Source organism: Rhizobium sp. SL86, from assembly GCF_026672545.1.
Classification (GTDB): domain Bacteria; phylum Pseudomonadota; class Alphaproteobacteria; order Rhizobiales; family Rhizobiaceae; genus Neorhizobium.
On record NZ_JAPPRJ010000001.1, the window covers coordinates 493,580 to 515,138 of the forward strand.

Annotated in this window: 29 protein-coding genes and 1 pseudogene; 12 read left to right on the forward strand and 18 right to left on the reverse strand. The window is 62.4% G+C overall.

Features of this window, described 5'->3' with window-relative positions:
- The first annotated feature begins 2 nt into the window (after window positions 1-2).
- The 6 genes from OU993_RS02650 to OU993_RS02675 all read left to right on the forward strand — a co-directional run bounded on the left by OU993_RS02650 (window position 3) and on the right by OU993_RS02675 (window position 4,518).
- A complete protein-coding gene (locus tag OU993_RS02650; protein ID WP_268154705.1) occupies window positions 3-1,238 on the forward strand; it encodes a tetratricopeptide repeat protein in 1,236 nt (411 codons plus the stop codon).
- A gap of 160 nt (window positions 1,239-1,398) precedes the next feature.
- Window positions 1,399-1,746, forward strand: coding sequence for a phosphoribosyl-ATP pyrophosphohydrolase (locus tag OU993_RS02655; RefSeq protein WP_268154707.1), 348 nt, complete (start codon window positions 1,399-1,401; stop codon window positions 1,744-1,746).
- Window positions 1,747-1,834: 88 nt separating this feature from the next.
- A complete protein-coding gene (locus OU993_RS02660) occupies window positions 1,835-1,957 on the forward strand; it encodes a hypothetical protein (RefSeq protein WP_268154709.1) in 123 nt (40 codons plus the stop codon).
- A gap of 8 nt (window positions 1,958-1,965) precedes the next feature.
- Window positions 1,966-2,730, forward strand: a complete 765-nt coding sequence (locus OU993_RS02665) for a metal ABC transporter ATP-binding protein (RefSeq protein ID WP_268154711.1) — start codon at window positions 1,966-1,968, stop codon at window positions 2,728-2,730.
- Window positions 2,727-3,599 (forward strand): metal ABC transporter permease, encoded by an 873-nt coding sequence (locus OU993_RS02670; RefSeq protein WP_268154714.1) that lies wholly within the window; start codon window positions 2,727-2,729, stop codon window positions 3,597-3,599. Before OU993_RS02665 ends, OU993_RS02670 begins: the two co-directional genes overlap by 4 nt.
- 19 nt (window positions 3,600-3,618) lie before the next feature.
- A complete protein-coding gene (locus OU993_RS02675; RefSeq protein WP_268154716.1) occupies window positions 3,619-4,518 on the forward strand; it encodes a metal ABC transporter substrate-binding protein in 900 nt (299 codons plus the stop codon).
- Window positions 4,519-4,735: 217 nt separating this feature from the next.
- Here OU993_RS02675 and OU993_RS02680 read toward each other — a convergent pair whose 3' ends face one another.
- The 15 genes from OU993_RS02680 to coxB all read right to left on the reverse strand — a co-directional run bounded on the left by OU993_RS02680 (window position 4,736) and on the right by coxB (window position 15,523).
- Window positions 4,736-5,044 (reverse strand): Dabb family protein, encoded by a 309-nt coding sequence (locus tag OU993_RS02680; protein ID WP_215564546.1) that lies wholly within the window; start codon window positions 5,042-5,044, stop codon window positions 4,736-4,738.
- A gap of 52 nt (window positions 5,045-5,096) precedes the next feature.
- The gene (rnhA, locus tag OU993_RS02685) at window positions 5,097-5,537 is read right to left on the reverse strand and encodes a ribonuclease HI (RefSeq protein WP_215564548.1); all 441 of its coding nucleotides are present in this window, start codon (window positions 5,535-5,537) and stop codon (window positions 5,097-5,099) included.
- Entirely contained in the window at window positions 5,534-6,505 is a 972-nt protein-coding gene (locus tag OU993_RS02690; protein ID WP_268154719.1) for a homoserine kinase, read from the reverse strand. The genes rnhA and OU993_RS02690 overlap by 4 nt, the downstream gene beginning before the upstream one ends.
- 155 nt (window positions 6,506-6,660) lie before the next feature.
- Window positions 6,661-7,095 (reverse strand): type II toxin-antitoxin system HicB family antitoxin, encoded by a 435-nt coding sequence (locus OU993_RS02695; protein ID WP_268154720.1) that lies wholly within the window; start codon window positions 7,093-7,095, stop codon window positions 6,661-6,663.
- Between the two features lie 4 nt (window positions 7,096-7,099).
- A complete protein-coding gene (locus OU993_RS02700) occupies window positions 7,100-7,288 on the reverse strand; it encodes a type II toxin-antitoxin system HicA family toxin (RefSeq protein WP_268154721.1) in 189 nt (62 codons plus the stop codon).
- A gap of 68 nt (window positions 7,289-7,356) precedes the next feature.
- Window positions 7,357-8,361 (reverse strand): 4-hydroxy-3-methylbut-2-enyl diphosphate reductase, encoded by a 1,005-nt coding sequence (ispH, locus tag OU993_RS02705; protein ID WP_268154722.1) that lies wholly within the window; start codon window positions 8,359-8,361, stop codon window positions 7,357-7,359.
- Between the two features lie 4 nt (window positions 8,362-8,365).
- Window positions 8,366-8,731, reverse strand: a complete 366-nt coding sequence (locus OU993_RS02710; RefSeq protein WP_268154723.1) for a DUF1304 domain-containing protein — start codon at window positions 8,729-8,731, stop codon at window positions 8,366-8,368.
- A gap of 69 nt (window positions 8,732-8,800) precedes the next feature.
- Entirely contained in the window at window positions 8,801-9,520 is a 720-nt protein-coding gene (locus OU993_RS02715; protein WP_268154724.1) for an SURF1 family protein, read from the reverse strand.
- A gap of 13 nt (window positions 9,521-9,533) precedes the next feature.
- A complete protein-coding gene (locus tag OU993_RS02720; RefSeq protein ID WP_268154725.1) occupies window positions 9,534-9,917 on the reverse strand; it encodes a DUF983 domain-containing protein in 384 nt (127 codons plus the stop codon).
- A 279-nt stretch (window positions 9,918-10,196) separates the two neighbouring features.
- On the reverse strand, window positions 10,197-11,072 hold the full coding sequence (locus OU993_RS02725; RefSeq protein ID WP_268154726.1) for a cytochrome c oxidase subunit 3: 876 nt from the start codon (window positions 11,070-11,072) through the stop codon (window positions 10,197-10,199).
- A 60-nt stretch (window positions 11,073-11,132) separates the two neighbouring features.
- The gene (locus OU993_RS02730; protein ID WP_268154727.1) at window positions 11,133-11,756 is read right to left on the reverse strand and encodes a cytochrome c oxidase assembly protein; all 624 of its coding nucleotides are present in this window, start codon (window positions 11,754-11,756) and stop codon (window positions 11,133-11,135) included.
- Window positions 11,757-11,778: 22 nt separating this feature from the next.
- Entirely contained in the window at window positions 11,779-11,916 is a 138-nt protein-coding gene (locus OU993_RS02735; RefSeq protein ID WP_165214843.1) for a hypothetical protein, read from the reverse strand.
- A complete protein-coding gene (locus OU993_RS02740) occupies window positions 11,913-12,869 on the reverse strand; it encodes a heme o synthase (protein ID WP_268154728.1) in 957 nt (318 codons plus the stop codon). Before OU993_RS02740 ends, OU993_RS02735 begins: the two co-directional genes overlap by 4 nt.
- A gap of 66 nt (window positions 12,870-12,935) precedes the next feature.
- Complete coding sequence (gene ctaD, locus OU993_RS02745) at window positions 12,936-14,630, reverse strand: cytochrome c oxidase subunit I (protein ID WP_268154729.1); 1,695 nt, start codon at window positions 14,628-14,630, stop codon at window positions 12,936-12,938.
- A gap of 14 nt (window positions 14,631-14,644) precedes the next feature.
- Window positions 14,645-15,523 carry a cytochrome c oxidase subunit II gene (gene coxB, locus OU993_RS02750; protein WP_268154730.1) on the reverse strand — a complete coding sequence of 293 codons (879 nt, stop codon included), beginning with the start codon at window positions 15,521-15,523 and terminating at the stop codon, window positions 14,645-14,647.
- A gap of 299 nt (window positions 15,524-15,822) precedes the next feature.
- Here coxB and OU993_RS02755 point away from each other — a divergent pair, with 299 nt between their 5' ends.
- The 5 genes and pseudogenes from OU993_RS02755 to OU993_RS02775 all read left to right on the forward strand — a co-directional run bounded on the left by OU993_RS02755 (window position 15,823) and on the right by OU993_RS02775 (window position 19,541).
- Window positions 15,823-16,416: an invasion associated locus B family protein gene (locus OU993_RS02755; RefSeq protein ID WP_268154731.1), complete on the forward strand. Its 594-nt coding sequence runs from the start codon at window positions 15,823-15,825 to the stop codon at window positions 16,414-16,416.
- Window positions 16,417-16,508: 92 nt separating this feature from the next.
- The gene (tldD, locus tag OU993_RS02760; RefSeq protein WP_268154732.1) at window positions 16,509-17,924 is read left to right on the forward strand and encodes a metalloprotease TldD; all 1,416 of its coding nucleotides are present in this window, start codon (window positions 16,509-16,511) and stop codon (window positions 17,922-17,924) included.
- Between the two features lie 9 nt (window positions 17,925-17,933).
- Window positions 17,934-18,407 (forward strand): annotated as a pseudogene (locus OU993_RS02765) (GrpB family protein); the annotation flags it as partial.
- A 6-nt stretch (window positions 18,408-18,413) separates the two neighbouring features.
- Window positions 18,414-18,848 carry a bleomycin resistance protein gene (locus OU993_RS02770; RefSeq protein WP_268157473.1) on the forward strand — a complete coding sequence of 145 codons (435 nt, stop codon included), beginning with the start codon at window positions 18,414-18,416 and terminating at the stop codon, window positions 18,846-18,848.
- A 12-nt stretch (window positions 18,849-18,860) separates the two neighbouring features.
- Window positions 18,861-19,541 carry an HAD family hydrolase gene (locus tag OU993_RS02775; protein ID WP_268154733.1) on the forward strand — a complete coding sequence of 227 codons (681 nt, stop codon included), beginning with the start codon at window positions 18,861-18,863 and terminating at the stop codon, window positions 19,539-19,541.
- A gap of 11 nt (window positions 19,542-19,552) precedes the next feature.
- On the opposite strand, the gene OU993_RS02780 is transcribed toward OU993_RS02775, so the two are convergent.
- The 3 genes from OU993_RS02780 to OU993_RS02790 all read right to left on the reverse strand — a co-directional run bounded on the left by OU993_RS02780 (window position 19,553) and on the right by OU993_RS02790 (window position 20,588).
- Window positions 19,553-19,972, reverse strand: coding sequence for a type II toxin-antitoxin system HicB family antitoxin (locus OU993_RS02780; RefSeq protein WP_268154734.1), 420 nt, complete (start codon window positions 19,970-19,972; stop codon window positions 19,553-19,555).
- Between the two features lie 20 nt (window positions 19,973-19,992).
- Window positions 19,993-20,202 (reverse strand): type II toxin-antitoxin system HicA family toxin, encoded by a 210-nt coding sequence (locus OU993_RS02785; protein WP_268154735.1) that lies wholly within the window; start codon window positions 20,200-20,202, stop codon window positions 19,993-19,995.
- An 83-nt stretch (window positions 20,203-20,285) separates the two neighbouring features.
- Complete coding sequence (locus OU993_RS02790; RefSeq protein ID WP_268154737.1) at window positions 20,286-20,588, reverse strand: MazG nucleotide pyrophosphohydrolase domain-containing protein; 303 nt, start codon at window positions 20,586-20,588, stop codon at window positions 20,286-20,288.
- A 163-nt stretch (window positions 20,589-20,751) separates the two neighbouring features.
- Here OU993_RS02790 and OU993_RS02795 point away from each other — a divergent pair, with 163 nt between their 5' ends.
- Window positions 20,752-21,543 carry a sulfite exporter TauE/SafE family protein gene (locus OU993_RS02795; RefSeq protein WP_268154738.1) on the forward strand — a complete coding sequence of 264 codons (792 nt, stop codon included), beginning with the start codon at window positions 20,752-20,754 and terminating at the stop codon, window positions 21,541-21,543.
- The last annotated feature ends 16 nt before the right edge of the window (window positions 21,544-21,559 follow it).

Sequence of the window (21,559 nt, forward strand, 5' to 3'; positions counted from 1 at the left end):
ACATGACGGGATTTTCTTCACGTATTCTTTTCTTTACGGTGAGCCTGCTTGGTTTTGCATGCCATAGCCAAGCACAGACAATCGACGCACGCATCCTCGCCTGCGACCGCTTTGCAACGCGGGCGGACCATCAGATAACGGGGGGCATTCGGGGCGTCTATCTCAGCGATCTGGATGCGCCGGCTGCCAAGGCTGCCTGCGAGCCGGCCTATGCCGCCTTTCCCAAGATCGCGCGGCTGGCCTACCAGCTGGGCCGGGCGGAGCACAAGCTGGGCAATGCCGACCGGGCGAAAGCGCTGTACCAGGAAGCCTCCGAGAAGGGTTACCTGCTTGCCAACGTGACCTTGGCAGCTCTTTATCTCGATAACGCCTCGAACGAACGCGACCCCCGCCAGGTGCTCGACCTGCTGCAGAAGGCGGCCGATGCGAAGATCGGCAGCGCATTGAGGGCACTTGCCATCATGCACCACACCGGAAATCGGGTGGAAAAGAACGAGGCACTGGCGCTGCAATATTACGACAAAGCCATTGCCGAGGGCGATGCGGTGGCACGTTTTGGCAAGGCAAGCCTGCTTCTGGACCGCTACGTAGCGGGTGATGATCCGAAGCCCATCGTTTCGGCCTATTTGGATGCCGCGCGTCACAACAATCCGGAGGCGCATACGGTTCTCGGTCGCCTTTACCGCGATGGAGGCCTTGGTCTGCCGCTTGACCCCTATGCGGCGATCGGCAATTTCGAGCGTGCTGCGGGCTTGGGTGATCCGGCCGGCGCCCTTGATCTGGCGCGCATGATGGCCGCCATCTGGCGCGACGATCTCGGCAAGCTGCAAAGAGCTGTCGACCTTCTGCGAGAGGTTGCAGGTCGCAACGATCCTGTTCTCTCGGCCGATGCGATGGCGGTGCTCGGTGAAATCGGTCTGTCGATTTCCATAGCGGTCGGCACGCCGGAAGCGCTTATCGAACGCGCCATGATGATCAATTCCGGCAGCGCCGATGTGCAGGCCGCTTATGCTCTGCTGTTGAAGACCCGTGGCGACATGAAGGGAGCGGATGCGGCCCTTGACAAGGCGATCGCCATGTTGCCGCGCTGGGCGCCCAATTATGCCAAACGCGCGGTGCTGCAGGAGGCAATGGGCAACAAGGATCTGGCCCGGGAACTGCAGGCGAAAGCCGAGGCGGCACCGGAAGGCCGCTACTTCCTGCTCGCACCCGTACCGGAGGCAGAGATGGCGGAATAAGGCCAAAGGGCTTCGGTCCCGCGGCGCCCTGCACGGGGCCGCGGGCCCGCCGGGTTCGGCTGCCGACTGCAGTGAATTCGTCACGGTGTGAAAGAGACAAACTAGATGTCGCATCTGCCGGCTAGGCTCGTTTGACGACGATTCGACCATCGGAGGCGTGATGAGTGAGACATTCAAGGCTTTGAGCGCGCGCATCGGACAGGTGGGCGAGCTTTATGCGCGCGTCCATGGCATTCCCCGCAGCCCCGACTGGTATCTCCTGAAACTGACGGAAGAACTGGGCGAGCTGACGGCGGAACATCTGTTGATGCAGGGCCGTGCCCGGCCGGCTGCGGAGGGAAGCGGCACGCGCGAGGCGCTGGAAAACGAAGCGGCCGACCTCTTTGGACAGTTCGTGCTCTATCTGCGCGCCAACGAGATCGACATCGAGGCGGCCATCGAGCGGAAATGGCTGCGGCATCTCGACCATTACCTGGCCTTGGCTCAGGCTGCCGACCGCGCGGAGTGACGCTGACGGGGAGACCTTCAGCCTTGCCTTCTTGTCGCCGCATTCGTTATAACATAACTGTTATACAGTTACATCACGAAGGCGCCGTATGCTCCGTATCCCCTCTTCCTTCAGCCTGCTGCAACAGGCAGCCCTTGTGCGCGTTGCCGCCGCATCCGTCCTGATTGCCGGCCTGTGGCTCGCCATCGCCTGGGCAGTCGACCTGCCATGAGCGGTATCATGAGCGGGGCCACACGCGGGGCGAAGAGCGGGCCGGCCCTTTCGCTCCATGACCTGACGGTCGCTTATGACCGCCATCCGGCCGTGCATCATCTGTCGGGTACGCTTGCCGCCGGTAGCCTGACGGCGATTGCCGGACCGAACGGCGCCGGCAAATCCACGCTGCTGAAGGCGATCGTCGGCGAGCTTCGTCCGGCGGAAGGCCGCATCGAACACGCCTTTTCGCCGCGCGAGATCGGTTATCTGCCGCAGGCGGCCGAGATCAACCGGCGTTTTCCGATCAATGTGCTGGATACGGTGCTTCTCGGCGACTGGCACCAAAGCGGCGCCTTTGGCCGGATGTCTGCCGCCGCCCGCACGCAGGCCCGCGAGGCGCTGCTGGCCGTGGGGCTGGAAGGGTTCGAGAAACGACCGATCGGCTCGCTCTCCGCCGGCCAGTTCCAGCGTGTGCTGTTTGCCCGGCTGCTTCTGCAGAATGCGCGGCTGATCCTGCTCGACGAGCCGTTTACGGCGATCGATGCCCGCACCACGCATGACCTGCTCGAAATCGTTGCCCGCTGGCATGGCGAGGGTCGCACGGTGGTGGCGGTGCTGCATGATTTCGACCAGGTGCGCACGCATTTTCCGCAGACCCTGCTGATTGCCCGCGAATTGATCGGCTGGGGGCCGACCGAAGAGGTGATGGCGCCGGCAAATCTGCTCAAGGCACGTGCCATGGCCGAGCGCTGGGATGACACGGCCGGCATTTGCGAGACGGCGGCATGACGCTTTACGATCTCTTCCTCGCCCCGCTTGCCGATTACGGTTTCATGCGCCGGGCACTTGTCGCCTGCCTGTGCCTGTCGCTCGGTTGCGGACCGATCGGCGTTTTTCTGATGATGCGGCGGATGAGCCTGATGGGCGATGCGCTGAGCCATGCGGTGCTGCCGGGGGCTGCCATCGGTTATCTGGTGGCCGGGTCGCTCTCCTTGACCGCCATGGGGATCGGCGGCCTGATTGCCGGGCTTTCGGTGGCACTGCTTGCCGGCGCCGTCTCGCGCGCCACGAGTCTCGCCGAAGATGCCAGTTTTGCCAGCTTCTACCTCACCTCGCTGGCGCTCGGCGTGCTGATCGTTTCGTTGCGCGGCTCGAATGTCGATCTGCTGCATGTGCTGTTCGGCACCATTCTTGCCATCGATTCCGAGGCGCTGACACAGATCGGCGTGATCACCTCTGTGACACTCGTGGCGCTTTCGATCATCTACCGACCGCTGGTGGCGGAATGTTTCGATCCCGGTTTCCTGCGCGCCGTCGGCGGGCGCGGGCCGCTCTATCACATCGCCTTCCTGGTGCTGGTGGTGCTGAACCTGGTTGCCAGTTTCCAGGCGCTCGGCACGCTGATGGCAGTCGGCCTGATGATGCTGCCGGCGGCCATTGCCCAGCTCTGGTCACGCAACCTGCCCACCATGCTGGTGATCGCCTCCGGCACGGCGCTGGTTTCCGGTTATCTCGGGCTGATCGCCTCCTACCATCTGGAGCTTGCCTCCGGCCCGACGATCATCGTCACCGCCGCCCTGTTCTACGGTTTGTCGATCTTTTTCGCCCCGTCCGGCCTTGCCCGGCGTTACTTTCCCCGCCCGCATCTGACGGGCTAACCTCAAGGAGACGCTCCCGATGTCACTCCGCCCCCTGCTCTTTGCCGCCGCCGCCATTCCCGCCATGCTTGCCTTCAGCGCCCCGGTTTCCGCCGCCGAACTGAAGGCCGTCGCCTCCTTCACCGTGCTCGCCGACGTCGTTCACCAGGTGGGCGGCGACAAGGTGCGGGTCGCAACCCTGGTCGGCCCCGATGGCGACCCCCATGAATTCGAACCCTCGCCGAGCGATGCCAAGAAGCTGAAGGAGGCCAATGTCGTCTTCGTCAGCGGCGAGGGCCTGGAAGGCTGGATGGACCGGCTGATTTCCGCCTCCGGTTTCAAGGGCAAGCCGGTCACCGCCTCGGACGGCATCAAGACCCGCACCATGGAAGAGGACGGCAAGACAGTGACCGATCCGCATGTGTGGAACAGCCCGGTCAATGTGAAGGTCTGGGTCGCCAATATCGAAAAGGCGCTCTCCGCCGCCGATCCGGCCGATTCTGCCACCTTCAAGGCGAATGCCGAAGCCTATACGAAAAAGCTCGACGCCATGGACGCCTATGCGCGCGAAAAGATCGGCAAGGTGCCGGAAGACCGCCGCAAGGTGCTGACGAGCCACGACGCCTTCGGTTATTTCGGCCGTGAATACAAGGTGACCTTCCTCGCGCCGCTCGGCGTCTCCACCGAAAGCGAAGCCTCCGCCACCGATGTCGCCAAGCTGATCGACCAGATCAAGGCCGAACACGTAAAGACCTATTTCTTCGAAAACTCCAACGATCCGCGCCTCGTCAAACAGGTGGCCAAGGCGACCGGCGCGGAACCGGGCGGCGAGCTCTATGTGGAAGCGCTGTCCAAGGCCAAAGGCCCGGCACCCACCTATGAAAAAATGTTCCGCTACAATGTGGACCAGCTCGCCGCTGCGATGAGCAAAGGCAGCTGAGGGTTGTTTGGGGGGCTCACCCTGTTTCATTGCCCCTCACCCTCTGAAAAGTCTTGCCCCTCACCCTAACCCTCTCCCCGCATTGCGGGGAGAGGGGACGAGGCCCGCAATACCTTGAGAAGACTGCGCCGGCACGGCATATCCCTTCTCCCCGCCTGCGGGGAGAAGGTGGCGGCAGCCGGATGAGGGGCCATGAGCCAAGACCGGCCTCCCCGCCTCACACCTCCAGATCGAACACCAAAAGCCCCGCCAAGCCGCCGTCGCAGGCGGTGACGATGCGGTCGCCGACGGCCATGTGGTCGGGATGGGCGAGATAGGCATCGCGCGCCGCCGCATCCTCGAAGGTCACGGCGAAACCGTCGCGGAAGCCGCCACTCAGGCCTTCCGGCGAGACGTTCGGCCCCGTCTTGATGCTGACGATGCCGGGGATGATCGCCTGGAGTTTTGTGAGATCCTCGAAGATCGATTGTTTATCGGCTGCCGGCAGCGACGCCTTCAGCCTCAGAAACACGCAGTGCAGGATCATGGTTTTCCTCCCTCGCCTGCCGCAAGCCTTCACGAGGCCACGGTCCATTCTGTCAGCGCGTCTTGAACGGCGCCATGCCGAGCCGCGCCAGTTCGTCGGCCCGTTCGTTTTCCGGATGGCCGGCATGGCCCTTGACCCAGTGCCACTTGACCTTGTGGCGCTGGTTGGCTTCATCGAGCTGCTGCCACAGCTCGCCATTTTTCACCGGCTTTTTGTCCGCGGTCTTCCAGCCGTTTTTCTTCCAGCCGAAGATCCACTTGGAAATGCCGTCCATTACATATTTGCTGTCGGTGTGCAGATCGACCTCGCAGGGGCTTTTCAGCGCATTCAGCGCGGTGATCGCCGCCAGCAGTTCCATGCGGTTGTTGGTGGTGTCCGCCTCGCCGCCATAAAGCTCCTTCTGCACCTCGCCATAACGCAGGATGGCGCCCCAGCCGCCCGGCCCCGGATTGCCGGAACAGGCGCCATCGGTAAAGATCTCCACCTGTTTCATGCCGATACCTCCAGCCCGTATTCGGTGGGCGAGACGATGGCGCGGTGGAAGCGCAATTTGCGCAGGTATTCGAGCGGGTCCTTCTTCACCACCAGCGCGCCTTCCGGCGTCATCTGCCAGTCGTAGAGACGGGTAAGGAAAAACCGCAACGCCGAACCGCGCGCAAGAATCGGCAGAGCCGCCCGTTCCTCCGCCGAGAGCGGCCGCACCGCCTGATAACCGGCGAGCATCGCTGCACCCTTGGCGAAATTGTACGAACCGTCCGGCTGGAAACACCAGGCATTCAGGCAGATCGCCACGTCATAAGCGAGCAGATCGTTGCAGGCGAAATAGAAATCGATCAACCCGGAGAGCCGGTCACCCAGGAAAAACACATTGTCCTGGAAGAGATCGGCATGGATGACACCGGCCGGCAGATGGCTTGGCCAATGGCCGGAGAGATAGTCCAGTTCGTCGCCGATCTCGGATTCGAGCCCTTCCTGCACCTCGTCGGCGCGGGCGGCGGCCTTCTGCCACAGCTCGATCCAGCCATCGAGCGACAGCGCATTGGGACGGCGGATGGAAAAATCGGCCGCCGCCAGATGCATTTCAGCGAGCGCCCGGCCCACCTGCTCGCAATGAACCGCCTCCGGTTTTCTGAGCCACATGCCTTCGAGGAAGGATATGAGCGCCGCCGGCCGGCCGGACAGTTCTCCCGTCAGCTGACCATCATGGCGCGGCAAAGGGAGCGGGCAGGACAGACTCTTTTCCGCCAGATGCTGCATCAGGCCGAGGAAGAACGGCAGATCGCCGGCATCGACGCGCTTTTCATAAAGCGTCAGGATCAGCGGGTCTTTGGTCGTGTGCAGCAGGAAGTTGGAGTTTTCCACCCCTTCGGCAATACCCTTGTAGGAGGTGAGCTCTCCCACATCATACTGGGCAAGGAAGGCCCTCAGATCGGTTTCGCTGATATCGGTATAGACGGCCAATGGTCCTGCCCCTGCAATTTTGCGGCTGATTTCCCAGCCAGTCTTGCACAAGGCATACACAGGGGGATGGCAGACTGGCTAGTCCCGTGGAGGAAATGGGCACAGGAATTGCGGAGGGGACGAAGAGGGCTACGTCGCGAAGATCTGCGACGCCTTCACGCAGACAATGCACATTCCCGAGCATTGTCGCGATGTTCATCGTCCTGCATCTGGCGCTTTGCAGCCTGCGCCAGAAATCCGGAACGCGTCAGGCCGTGCGCCTCGGCATAGGCGTCGATCTTCTCCAGCACATCCTCCGGCAGGGTGATGTTCAATCTGACCGCCTTCCTGGCCTGGGTCTTCAACGGGACAAGCACGGCGACGGCATCCCGGTTGTCCGGTACCGACATGATCTCTTCCAGCGAGGAGGGCTCTGGGATCGCCTCGCCATCCTCGATCATGCCGTCGACATGGAAGGCGAGCGCCTCTTCTGCCATGCGGCGGGCATCATCGAGATCGGTTCCTGCCGTAATCACGCCGGGAAAATCGGGAAAGGACACACCGTAATCGCTGTCCGGGTCCTTATGGATCAAGCCGATAAAGTTACGCATGGGGTCACCTCAGCTTCAGCGCAGCCTGTTTCTCGATATTCTTCAAGGTGCCGATCGGAATATCCCGCTTTGGATGCGGCACGGTCACGCGTCCAGGCTTCGTGTCATGCTTGAACTGGACATGACTGCCCCTAGTGGACACCTCGTACCACCCGTCTGCTCGCAGAGCCGAAATCACATCCGAGCTTCTCATGAAACAACTATACACACGAGGTGTGTATTTTCAAGAACCCCTCAGTTGCTCAGGCTTCGCCTGCCCCCTCACCCATTCACCCAGGCCATGTCCTCGCGGGTGAGCTCGATGCTGCGCAGTTCGCGGTTGACGAGGAAATGCTCGTTTTCCTCGGCCGTGATTGCCAGTTCCACTTGGGCGTCGAACCGTTCGCGGAAGGCTTCGATGATCTCGTCGACGATGACCTCCGGGGCAGAGGCGCCGGCGGAAATGCCGAGCGTGCGGATCTCGCCGACCTGCGACCAGTCGATTTCGGAAGCCCGCTGGACGAGCAGCGAGCGGGTGGCTCCGGCGCGCAGGGCCACTTCGACCAGCCGCTTGGAGTTGGAGGAGTTCGGTGCGCCGACGACGATGAAGAGATCGCAGCCGGGAGCGGCCTGCTTGACCGCCTCCTGCCGGTTGGTGGTGGCATAACAGATGCTGTCGGCGGACGGCGCCGTCAGGTTCGGGAACCGCTCCTGCAGCTTGGCGATGACGCCGGCCGTATCGTCCACCGACAGCGTCGTCTGCGTGACATAACCGAGATTGTCGGGATCGGCCGGCTGATAGACTTCCGCATCCTCGATGGTTTCGATCAGCGAGACCGTGCCCTCCGGCAACTGCCCCATGGTGCCGATCACCTCCGGATGGCCCTGGTGTCCGATCAGCACCACGTGACGGCCGAGCCGCTGGTGGCGCATCGCCTGCTTGTGCACCTTGGAGACCAGCGGACATGTCGCATCGAGATAGAAAAGATTGCGCGCCTGCGCATCCTCCGGCACGGACTTCGGCACGCCATGTGCGGAAAACACCACCGGCTGCTCACGATGCTCTTCCGGGATCTCGTTCAACTCCTCGACGAAGATCGCGCCCTTGGCCTCCAGGCCCTCCACGACATAGCGGTTATGCACGATCTCGTGGCGCACATAGACCGGCGCACCATAGGCCTTCAGCGCCAGAACGACGATCTGGATCGCCCGATCGACGCCGGCGCAAAAGCCGCGCGGTCCGCAGAGGCGAATGGTCAGCGGCGGTCGGTTCACATGCATGTTCATTCAGTCAACCTGCAATCAGGACGGCAAGAAAAGCGAGCCCCGCCGGAAGCGCCTGAATGACAAAAATCTTCCGCGAGGCCGTTGCACCCCCATATAGGCCAGCGACCAGCACGCAGCCAACAAAAAACAATTTGAGCTGGAAGGCAAAGACCGGATCGGGATGCACAAGCGCCCAGACGAGGCCGGCCGCGAGAAAGCCGTTATAAAGGCCCTGGTTGGCCGCCATCACTTTCGTGGCCTCGGCGCGGTCCGGCGAAAGACCGAAGGCCTTGCGGCCCTGCGGCTTCGTCCAGAGAAACATTTCCAGCACCAGGATATAGACATGCTCCAGCGCGACGAGCGCCACCAGCAGGTTCGAAACGACTGTCATGAAAACTCCCCCTCTTCAAAAAATGCCGGTTGCGCTCCCCGCCGGCAAGGATCACGCAGCCCCTCGCCTTTATGTCTTGCGCCGGAACAGCATCAGGCCCGCAACCGCGACCAAGGCAGCAGCCAGCCCGTACCAGGTGACGGCATATTGCAGATGATTGTTCGGCAGGTCGAACTGGGTCACCCCGCCCTTCGGCAGACCGCCCGGATTCGTGACTGTTGCATCGGCATCCACGAAGAAGGGCAGAACCGTGGCGGGGGTGAGACCGGCGCTTGCCGTCATCATCTGCCAGTCCTTCCAGTAGAAGATATTTCTTCCCGGTTCGTTGTCCGGCAGCAGCGAGGACGGTTTTGCGTCCAGGCGGTTGCGAACGTAGCCGGAAAGCGTCACCACACCTGCCACCTGCCCTGCGGCGCGCTTGTCCGCCTCCTTCAGGTCATAGGGCACAAAACCGCGATTGACCCAGAGAAACCGGCCATCGGCAAGCGACAATGGCGTATAGACATAAAAACCGCTCTGGCCTTCGAAGGTGGCAAAGAAGTGCCGCTCGCGAGCGTGATCGAAGGTGCCGCTCACCCGCACATGCAGATATTCGCTATCCTCGCCCCTCGCCATCACCTGCTCGGCGACGGCCAGATCGACGGGATCGGCATTGCGGCGGCTGTCGATCTGCGCCAGCAGGCTTTCCTTCCAGTAAAGCCGCTGCACCTGCCAGGTGCCGAGCGACAGAAGGATGGCGAGCGCCAGAAGCACAATCGCGCCGGTCGCAATGATCTTTGTCCTGCTCATCACGGCGTTCGACTCATTCACGGTCAATCCGGCCCTCGCTGGCATTGTGCTTGTATTGCAGCGCGATCAGCAGGCCCTTCAGCATCCGCAGGCTGCCCAGGCAGACGATCACGGCGAAGGGCAGCGTGACGATGACATGCAGGAAGACCGGCGGATGAAAGGTGAATTCGAACCAGAGCGCAAAGCCGACCACCAGAAAACCGACGAGCAGCATGACAAACACCGCCGGACCATCACCGGCATCGGCAAAGCCGTAATCCAACCCGCAGGCGGTGCAGCGGGGCCTTACCTTCAAAAGGCCATCGAACAGCCTGCCCTGACCGCACCGGGGGCAATGGCCACGCAGGCCGGTGGAAACGGCATCCTGCGGCGGATAATGGGCCTCGTCCTGTGGCATCGTATCTGATCCTTTCTGCGCGCCCGACTCCGCCTGGGAACGGGAGATTGCCTCGTGCCCCTTCTCCCCGCCTGCGGGGAGAAGGTCGCGGCAGCGGGATGAGGGGCGGTTCGGCGAGCTTCACGGGCGCATCGGCCCCTCACCCCTGCCCTCTCCCCGCCAGCGGGGAGAGGGAGCGCAGGCTGGTACAAGCCGAATCCGCCCCAATCTGCTTGTCAGGAAACCGAAGGGGCGGTCCCAGCCCGCCCCTCACATTTTTCAACGGTCAAGACTGGCGGCTTAATGCGCCAGCGGCGCGCCCCAGCCACCCCAGATGTAGATGGCGAAGAAGAGGAACAGCCAGACCACGTCAACGAAGTGCCAGTACCAGGCGGCGGCTTCGAAGCCGAAATGCTTCTGCGGCGTGAAGCCGCCATTGATCGCACGGATCAGGCAGACCAGCAGGAAGACGGTGCCGACGAAAACATGGAAACCGTGGAAACCCGTCGACATGAAGAAGGTCGCGCCATAGATCGAATTTTTGAAGTCGAATGGCGCGTGCATGTATTCGTAGACCTGCACGAAGGAGAACAGAACGCCGAGTGCCACCGTCAGCGCCAGACCGTTCACCAGGCCCTTGCGGTCGTTGTGCAAGAGCGCATGGTGCGCCCAGGTGACACAGGTGCCGGAGAGAAGCAGGATCACCGTGTTGTACAGCGGCAGGTGCCAGGGATCGAGAACCTCGATGCCCTTCGGCGGCCACTGGCCACCGGTCGCGCCCACACGGCTCGCCTGGATCGCCTCGTTGGCATAAAGGCTCGCATCGAAGAAGGCCCAGAACCAGGCGACGAAAAACATCACTTCGGAGGCGATGAACATGATCATGCCGTAGCGCAGATGCAGCGACACGACACGGGTATGATGACCTTCGCGGCCTTCCTTGATCGTATCGGCCCACCAGCCGGCCATGGTATAGACCAGGATGGCAAGCCCGATGAAGAAGAGCCAGGGATTGGCGAAGTTCAGGCCGAACATGTTGAACGTGCCGCCATGCGCATAACGCATGTAGCCGACGCCACCGAAGGTGACGATGAAGGCACCGATCGAGGCCATCAGCGGCCAGATGCTCGGGTCTATGATATGGTAGTCGTGGTTCTTTTGATGCGCTTCCGCCATGTGATCAGTCCCCGAAGTTTCTCCTCAAGCCCGCCCGCGATCAAACGGACAAGCCCTCTCTCACAACCTGTTCGCGCCGTCCGCCTTCTCGCCCTTCAAGCCGGCAACCGGCTTGGCCCCCTGGCTGGGATAGAAGGTGTAGGACAGCGTGATATTCCTGATATTCTTCGTTTCTTCCGCCTTGACGATCTCCGGATCGATGAAGAAGACCACCGGCATGTCCAGGGTCTCGCCCGGCTTCAGCGTCGTTTCGGTAAAACAGAAACACTGCACCTTGTTAAAATAGGCCCCGGCTTCCATCGGCGTCACGTTAAAGACGGCGGTTCCGGTGGTGGCAACCGGCGACCGGTTGGTCGCCGTATAGGTGATCTGGATGGTCTCGCCGATCTTCGGCTCCACCATCTTGTCGACCGGTTTGAACTCCCAGTTCAGCCCGCTCGAGGTGTTGGCGTCAAAACTCACGCGCATGGTCTGGTTCAGCACCGTTTCCGAATACTGCTCCACCCGCTGCGTCGTGCCGTTATAACCGGTGACCTGACAGAACAGGCGATAGAGCGGCACGGCAGCATAGGCGGCGCCCACCATGCCGCCGACGAAGACCAGACAGGCGACGAGAATGGTGCTGTTGCCCACCCCGCCCTGTTTCCTCGGCTGCCGGTTGATCGTCACCTGCTGATTGGCCATCCCGTTCTCCTCCCCGTCCCGTTCAGCCCATTCCGCCCAGTTTGATGATGGTCACCACGTAAAAGAGCAGCACCAGCGCCGCGAGCACAAGGCCGAGCGCGATGTTGCGGCCTCGCCGCGATTTCTTCTGCGCCTCCGTCGGCTTCATCGTCTCGATCATGCCGGACCTCCCAGCAGACCGATCAGATGCGAACCGTAGTGGCTGGCAATCAGCGCGGAGAAGATGGCGAAGAGATAAAGCACCGAATAGGCAAACAGGCGTTTGGCCGGCACCATCTTGTCATCACCTTCCGGCATCCGCCAGACGGCGATGGAACAGATGATGAAGATGGCGCCGAGCGCGGCGGCAAAGACGCCGTAACCCCAGCCGACGAGGCCGGTCATGGCGGGTGCGACCGCGATGACCGCCGTCAGCACGGCATAAACGAGGATCTGGTTCTTGGTCGAGCTTTCGCCGGCCACGTTCGGCATCATCGGAATGCCGACCGAGCCGTAGTCACGCATCTTGAAGAGGGCGAGCGCCCAGAAATGCGCCGGCGTCCAGAGGAAGATGATGAGAAAGAGCACGATGCTGTCGAGCGACACACCGCCGGTGACGCAGGCCCAGCCGATCATCGGCGGGAAGGCACCGGAGGCGCCGCCGATCACGATGTTCTGCGGCGTCGAGCGCTTCAACCACATGGTGTAGACAACGGCGTAGAAAAAGATGGTGAAGGCGAGCAGGCCGGCGGCGAACCAGTTGACCACCAAGCCGAGGATCGCCACGGAAAAGGTGGACAGCGTCAGGCCGAAAGCCAACGCCTCCTGCGGCATGATGCGGCCGGCCGGAATGGGGCGGCGCGCCGTGCGCGTCATCACCGCATCGATATCGGCATCATACCACATGTTGAGTGCACCGGAGGCACCCGCGCCAACGGCGATGCAGAGGATCGCGATCGCGCCGATCACCGGGTTGATCGTGCCCGGCGCCAGAAGCAGTCCGGCAAAGGCCGTGAAGACCACCAGCGACATGACGCGCGGCTTCAAAAGTTCGAAGAAATCGCGCGCTCCGGCTTCGGAGAGGCGAACCTGCTCCTCTGTGCGCAGATCTGCGTGATCGTCGATCGTGGTCATTGTCATTCCTGTGTTTCAAAACTCTGGATCGGCGCGAGCCTTTGCCCGCGCCGACCGATACTCTTGTTACTTGATGCGGGGCAGCTGTTCCCACTGGTGGAACGGCGGCGGCGACGACAGCTGCCACTCGAGCGTGGTTGCACCTTCACCCCAGGGATTGTCGCCGGCGACCCGCTTTTTCGCGAAGGCTTCCCAGACGCAGTAGAGGAAGATCAGCACGCCGACGAAGGAGATGTAAGAGCCGATGGACGACACGTAGTTCCAGCCGACATAGGCATCCGGATAATCGATGTAGCGACGCGGCATGCCGGCAAGGCCGAGGAAGTGCTGCGGGAAGAACACGAGGTTCACGCCCACGAACATGACCCAGAAGTGCAGGTTGCCGAGCATCTCGGAATACATGTAGCCGGTCATCTTCGGGAACCAGTAGTACCAGGCGGCGAAGATGGCGAAGACGGCGCCGAGCGACAGCACGTAGTGGAAGTGGGCCACGACGTAATAGGTGTCATGCAGCGAGCGGTCGAGACCGGCATTCGCCAGCTGGACGCCCGTCACACCGCCGACGGTGAACAGGAAGATGAAACCGATCGCCCAGATCATCGGCGTGCGGAAGGAGAGCGAACCTCCCCACATCGTTGCGATCCAGGAGAAGATCTTCACGCCCGTCGGAACCGCGATCACCATGGTGGCGAAGACGAAATAACGCTGTGCATCGAGCGACAGGCCGACCGTGTACATGTGGTGGGCCCAGACGATGAAACCGACGGCGCCGATCGCCACCATGGCATAGGCCATGCCGAGGTAACCGAAGACCGGCTTCTTCGAGAAGGTCGAGATGATGTGGCTGATGATGCCGAAACCGGGCAGGATCAGAATGTAGACTTCCGGGTGACCGAAGAACCAGAACAGGTGCTGGTAGAGGATCGGGTCACCGCCGCCTTCCGGTGCAAAGAAGGTGGTGCCGAAGTTGCGGTCGGTCAGGAGCATGGTGATGCCGCCCGCCAGAACCGGCAGCGACAAGAGCAGCAGGAAGGCCGTGACGAGAACCGCCCAGGCAAACAGCGGCATCTTGTGCAGGGTCATGCCCGGCGCGCGCATGTTGAGGATCGTGGTGATGAAGTTGATCGCACCGAGGATGGACGACGCACCCGCCACGTGCAGCGAGAAGATCGCCAGATCCACCGCCGGTCCCGGATGGCCGCTGGTTGCGAGCGGCGGATACATGGTCCAGCCACCGCCGACACCGTAAGCACCTGCCGGGCCTTCCACGAACATGGAGAGGAGCAGCAGCAGGAAGGCCGGCACGATGAGCCAGAAGGAAATGTTGTTGAGGCGCGGGAATGCCATGTCCGGAGCGCCGATCATGATCGGGATCATCCAGTTGGCGAAACCGCCGATCATGGCCGGCATGACCATGAAGAAGATCATGATGAGCGCATGCGCGGTGGTGAACACATTGTACATGTGCTTGCCGCCGTCGATGGCCGCGTCACCCTCGAAACCGTAGACCATGGCGGCAAGGCCATGGAAGATCTGGATGCCCGGCTCCTGCAGCTCCATGCGCATGAAGACCGAGAGAAGGCCGCCGACGATGCCGGCGAAGATCGCGAAGATCAGATAGAGCGTTCCGATATCCTTGTGGTTCGTCGACTTGAACCAGCGATCGAAGAAGCTCAGCTTGTGGTCGTGGTGATCGTCATGCGCATGCGCGCCGTCCGCAACGCGGGCGTGATGACCATCATGTGTCGAATGTCCAGCCATTGTCCTCACTCCCCTTACTTGGACGCGACGTCGACGGCGCGTGCCGGCTGGTCGGTTGCGGCCATCAGCTGGCGGTTGGCGGCGGGAAGATCACTTCCGGCAGCGCCGAGCCAGGCCTGGTACTGCGCATCGGAGACGACGCGGATCGCGATCGGCATGAAGGCGTGATCCTTGCCGCAGAGCTCGGAACACTGGCCGTAATAGAGGCCTTCCTTCTCGGCGCGGAACCAGGTTTCGTTCAGGCGGCCCGGCACGGCATCGATCTTGACGCCGAAGGCAGGCATGGCGAAGGCGTGGATGACATCGGTCGGCGCAGCCGTCACCAGCATGCGCACCGTCTTGTTGACCGGCAGGACCAGTTCGTTGTCGACGGCGAGCAGGCGCGGATAGCGCGCGCGGTCTTCCTTGCCGGCACCGGCACGATCCTTGTCCTGCAGCATATAGCTGTCGAATCCGACCGGCGTCTGCAGGCCCTCATATTCATAGCTCCACAGCCACTGCGTGGCGGTCGCCTTGACGGTCACGTCCGGATTTTCCGGCATGGTCAGCTGCGCATTGAGCAGATTGAAGGACGGGATCGCCAGGAAGAGCAGGATAAGCACCGGGCCGAGCGTCCACACCACTTCGATCGTGGTGTTGTGGCTTGTGCGCGAGGGTACCGGATTGGCACTTGCGCGGTAGCGCAGCACGACCCAGATCAGAAGCACCAGCACGAAGAGGGTGATCGGCACGATGAACCACAAGGTGTAGTGCGAAAACCACTTGATCTCATGCATGATCGGCGTCACGGGCTGCTGGAGGTCCAGCTGCCACGGTACAGGCTGGTCTGCCGCCGCCCCCGAAGCGAACAGCAGACAGAGTGTTGCAGCCAAGGCTGCGCAGGCTCTGTTCATCACGATGTCTCTCCCCATGCGTTTGATCTAGATCAGATCGTCACGCGCATTCCCAATGCTATAGCCTATCGGTTGAACCACAGTTTAGCAGTTGTCGCAACATCCGGCCACGGCTAGACCTTCGCTCTCCGTGCGGCATTTTTGCGCGTTGTCAAATTGTGGCATAAAACCTGTGAAATTGCCGGGCCCGCAGCCGCTCCGCATTTTCGCCGCACTCGGCTGAAATGAGGTCAAGGGCTTTTCATTCGCGTTCGCGGGCGACAAGAATAGCCAGACTGATTCGAAAGACAGAGGTATCCATGCGTTTTCCCACCCTGTGCGCCGCTCTCCTGGCCGCACTCATGCCGGTCATGGTTCTGGCGGAGCTGGCACAGGCGCAGCAGCCGGCGGACAAGCAGACGCGGCCGGACGCACAGGTGCCGGCACCGGCGCCCGCCCCGCAGCCGGGTGGCGCACCGCAGGCGGGAACGGTGAAAGGCAATCACGGCGCGTGGTCGATCCTCTGCGACAAACCGGCCGGCTCCACCGCCGACCAGTGCGCGCTGATGCAGAACGTGATTGCCGATGACCGGCCGGAAGTCGGCCTCTCCGTCGTCGTGCTGAAGACGGCCGACCGCAAGGCGCGCATCCTGCGCATCCTCGCGCCGCTCGGCGTGCTTCTGAAGGACGGCATGGATCTCTTCGTCGACGGCAACAATATCGGCCGCGCCTATTTCACCCGCTGCTTCTCCGAAGGCTGCTATGTGGAAGTGGAAATCGACGACGAGCTGATGAAGATCCTGCGCGCCGGCAAACGGGCCGTCTTTGCGCTGCGCGAATCGGTCGACCAGGACCGCGTCGGCATTCCGATCGAGCTGGCCGGTTTCGCCTCCGGTTACGACGCCCTTCCCTGAGGCCTTTTTCCGAGGCTTGCTTCGGCCAGGCTTCGAACCTACATCGGCACAACACGGCCGGGTGCTTCATCAACGGCCAAAGGAGCCCGACGATGACCACCGACCTCATCAACCTGTTCGATTGCGACGAGAGCCAGCTGCGCCGGATCCTTTCCGATGCGCTTTCCGGCGCCGATGACGGCGAACTTTACCTCGAACATGCCCAGGCCGAATCGCTGACCTTCGATAATGGCCGCCTGAAGGGCGGTTCGTTCAACACCGACCAGGGTTTTGGCCTGCGCGCGGTGGCCGGTGAAGCGGTGGGTTATGCCCATTCCGGCGAACTCTCCGCCTCGGCGCTTTCGCGGGCGGCCGATGCGGTACAGGCCGTCACCCGCGGTTATTCCGGCTCCTATGCGGCCGCACCTCAGCGCACCAACAAAAAGCTCTACGGCGACGAGAACCCGATCGGCCAGCCCTCCTTCGAAGAGAAGGTGGCGCTTCTGACGGAGATCGACGCCTATCTGCGCGCCAAGGACTCCAAGGTGCGCCAGGTGACGGCCTCGGTGGCTGCGAGCTGGCAGGTGGTCGACATCCTGCGCGCCGATGGTCACCGAGTGCAGGACATCCGGCCGATGACACGCATCAACATTTCCGTCGTGGTCGGCGATGGCGACCGGCAGGAGAGCGGTTCCTTCGGCACCGGCGGCCGCATCGGGTTCGGCGATTTCGTCACCGGCAGCAACTGGCACACCGGCGCCGACGAGGCGCTGCGCCAGGCGCTCGTCAACCTGGAGGCGATCGATGCGCCCGCCGGCACCATGGACGTGGTGCTCGGCAATGGCTGGCCGGGCGTGATGCTGCACGAGGCCGTCGGCCACGGGCTGGAGGGCGATTTCAACCGCAAGAAGACATCCGCCTTTGCCGGCCTGCTTGGCGAAATGGTCGCAGCGCCAGGCGTCACCGTCGTGGATGACGGCACGATCGATAACCGCCGCGGCTCGATCACCATCGACGACGAAGGCACGCCGTCGGCCTACAACGTGCTGATCGAGAACGGAAAACTGGTCGGCTACATGCAGGACCGGCAGAATGCGCGGCTGATGGGCATGACGCCGACCGGCAATGGCCGCCGCCAGGGTTACGCCTACCAGCCGATGCCGCGCATGACCAATACCTACATGCTCTCCGGGGACAAGACCCCGGAGGAGATCATCGCCTCGGTGAAAAAGGGTATCTATGCCGTCTCCTTCGGCGGCGGCCAGGTGGATATCACCTCAGGCAAGTTCGTCTTCGGTTGCACCGAGGCTTACCTCATCGAAAACGGCAGGATCGGCGCGCCGATCAAGGGCGCCATGCTGATCGGCAACGGCCCGGATGCGATGAAGCGTGTCTCGATGGTCGGCAACGACACCAAACTCGACACCGGCATCGGCAATTGCGGCAAAGGCGGCCAATGGGTGCCGGTCGGCGTCGGCCAGCCGCATCTCAGGATGGACCAGGTGACGGTGGGCGGCACGAAGGCGTGAGGCCGGACCATGGCGACGCGGGTTGAAATCGTTGATTACGACCCGGCCTGGCCGCTGGCGTTCGAAAGAGCCAGCACCGAATTACAGCAGCTTCTCGGCCTGCCGGCCTCGGCAGTGGAGCATGTCGGCAGTACATCCGTGCCAGGTCTTTGCGCCAAACCGCTGATCGATATTGACCTAACTGTAGCAGACCCTGCCGACATTCCGGCTCTTGCTGCTTTGCTGGAGAAAGCCGGCTACCAGCCGCGCGGTTCGCGACACGGCGACGGCGTCTTCGCCTTCCTGATGCTGGGCCATCCCACTCGACGGGTCTATCTCTGCCCACCCTGCAGCCGGACCCATCGCGAGCGTGTCCTCTTTCGCAATGCTCTGAGAGCCGATCCGCATCTCGCCTCTGCCTATCGTGTCCTGAAGCAGGAACTAGCGAGGCTCCATTCCGGGGACGGCGACCTCTACACGGCCGCCAAGGGCGATTTCATCCGGCAAGCCATCAACAGGGCCACCGCTTCCGAAAACGCGCTCATTCCCGAACTGGCGGTGACGGACTGGCTGAAAAGTCGGGCCTTCTATGTCGATCTCATCGGCTTTGAAACTCTCTACGAGCGTCCAGAGGATGGATTTGCCTTTCTGACGCTCGGCACTGCGCAGCTGATGATCGACCAAATCGGCACCGGCAGGACGTTCGACGACGAGAGACCCCTCGTTCCGCCGCTCGGGCGCGGCCTCAATCTCCAGCTTCGCGTGCCGGACGTGTCAGCGATCGTCGCGCGGCTTCAGCGTGCCGGTCATCCACTTGCCTTGCCGGTGGAGGAAAAGTGGTATCGTCGCGACGATCACGAGGTCGGCAACCGCCAATGCCTCGTTGCCGATCCGGACGGTTACCTCTTGCGGCCGTTTCAGGATTTGGGTATCCGGCATTTTTGAAGGCAAGATCCGATGCTTCCACGCCCGCCCAAAGCCGTCATCTTCGATATGGACGGCCTGCTGCTCGATACCGAAATCCTTCATCGCCAATCCATCATTTCCGCTGCCGGTTCGCTGAACCTGCCGATCGGCCCATCGATCTATGAGGGCATGCTGGGACGCCCGTGGGTAAGCATTGCCGAACTGCTGCGCGAGCATTACGGTCAGGATTTCGATGCGGATGGCTTCCGTCAGATCTGGCTTGACCATTTCCACGAACTGGCCGAAACCCGGCTGGAGATGAAGTCCGGCGCTGCCGCTCTGCTGGACATTCTGGATGCACTCGAGCTGCCACGCGCGCTGTGCACCTCATCCGCGCATTTTCAGGTGGAGCATCATCTGGGCAAGCTCGATCTCAAGCAACGCTTTACCCACATCGTTGCGCATGGCGATTATCCGCGCGGCAAGCCGCACCCCGATCCCTATCTGGAAGCTGCCAGACGCCTCGGCATCGCACCGGCCGATTGCCTGGCGCTGGAAGACAGCTTCAACGGCATTCGCAGCGCCGCCTCGGCCGGCATGATGGCGGTGATGGTGCCGGACATGCTGGCACCGACCGACGAGATCCGGGCGCTGTGTGCAACGGTCGCGGAGAGCCTTCACGATTGTTGTGCGTTTTTCGACCTCAAAGTGGTCGCCTCGCCGCTGGGCTGACCGGCGGCATCTCAACCGGTCTTGACGAAGATCAGTTCCTCCAGCCGTCGGCGCGCTGCGTCGGCGAGGAAAGCGGACCGGCTCTGGTTGATGCGGCCGGCGGCGCGATCGACGGCTTCGACAAGGCCTTCATCCATCGAGATGTTGATCCGGACGGCCTTGCGCGGAACATCGTAGCGGGCAACGAAAACCGTGCCCTCCGCCAAAGCCTCCTGCACGTCCGGGTCCAGCCGCAGTTCTTCCAGCGTTCGCGAAATCGGCAGAGCTTCGCCATCCTCGACCATTCCGGCGACGTGGAAGGTCAGAACCTCATCCGCCTTGCGAAGAGCCTCCTCCTCGGTAGCCCCGCCTGTCACGCAGCCCGGAAAATCCGGGAAGGAAACGCCGAAGGACTGGTTCTCGTGGTGCAAAATTCCGTAGGTCGTCTGCATCTGGCTCTTTTCCTTGCCCGTTACCAATCCCACCCAGCCTGCCGGAAGATGGAGCGGAGCGTGCCTGTCGGGATCTCCCGCACACCCATGTCGAGCGACACCCGGCGTGGTATCTGCGGATGTACATATTGGACGTGGTCGCCAGGGCCGCGTCGCTTGATCACCCAGCCCTCCTGTTTCAGGCGTTTGGCCACCTCGCGCGGCGTCATGGGACTTCGCTTGGGCGTCATGCTGGGCTCCTCATTGTGTAGTTCTACACAACATGAATCGAACCTTCAAGATCAAGATGCCTCACCGAACCCGTTGCCGGCCCTCACTCCGGCCGGAACCACCACTTCCGTTCGATCGCCGCTTCGAGATCGAGACCGTGGGCATGGGCAAACAGCAGGATATGGCCGAGCACGTCCGCGGTTTCATCGGCCAGATCGCGGGAAAGATCCTCGGGCGAGCGGCCCTTGGGGCGTCCGCGGCCGGTCTTGCGGTTGAAAGCCTGGGTCAGTTCGCCCACCTCCTCGTGCAGTTTCAGCAGATACCAGTCGGGGTCGCGCGTCAGACCATTGGCTTCGACATAACGGGCGGACGCGGCCTCGAACTGGGCCATCAGGGTGGCGAGCATAACTGTTCTCCATTTGTTTCGAGGCATCCCAACCCGATTCGGGGTGCAAGGTCCAGCGCACCGCAGCAACCCGTGGGGCAGATGTGATCATTGACAAGTCACGGGGGCAAAGCCCACAACCCATGCCTAACCCACCCTGCGGCGTCATTGGGAATCCCTCCTCATGCCCCTCTCCGAAACCCTTGCCACAACCGCCAGTCAGCTTCTGATCGCCCACCCGCCCGGGCAGATCGCGCTTCTTTTCGCCGTTGCGCTGATCGCCGGGCTGGCGCGCGGTTTTTCCGGTTTCGGCGGCGCGCTGATTTTCGTGCCGCTGGCAAGCGCGCTCGCCGGGCCGCGCATCGCCTCACCCCTCCTCCTGGTGATCGACGCCACGATGACGCTCGGGCTTCTGCCGGATGCAGTCAAACGGGCAAACCGCCGCGAAGTGCTGACCATGCTGATCGGTGCCTTGTTCGGCGTGCCGCTCGGCACGGCGGCGCTGGCGCTCGCCCCGCCGCTTGTCCTGCGCTGGACGATTTCCGTCATCGCTTTTTGCCTTCTCTGCTTTCTGATCAGTGGCTGGCGTTATCGCGGCCAGCCGAAGGCCCCGTTCAGCATCGCCACCGGCGCCGTTGCCGGCGTCTTCGGTGGCGTGGCGCAATTGTCAGGTCCGCCGGTCGTCGCCTACTGGCTGGGCGGCGCCATCCCGCGGGAAACCGTCCGCGCCAATCTCGTGACGTATTTCGCCCTCAGTTCGGTGATTTCCGCGACGTCCTATGTCAGTGCCGGCCTGCTGACGCTCGAAAGCCTGCTTCTGTCGGTCGCCGTCGGTCCCGGTTATGCGGTCGGTATCGCCATCGGCTCCGCCCTGTTCGGCAAAGCGAGCGAACAGACCTTTCGCCGCATCTGCTACGGGCTGATTGCGTCTTCGGCCCTGATCAGCCTGCCGTTGCTGGACAACCTGCTGCGGTAGATCCGGAAACACCACA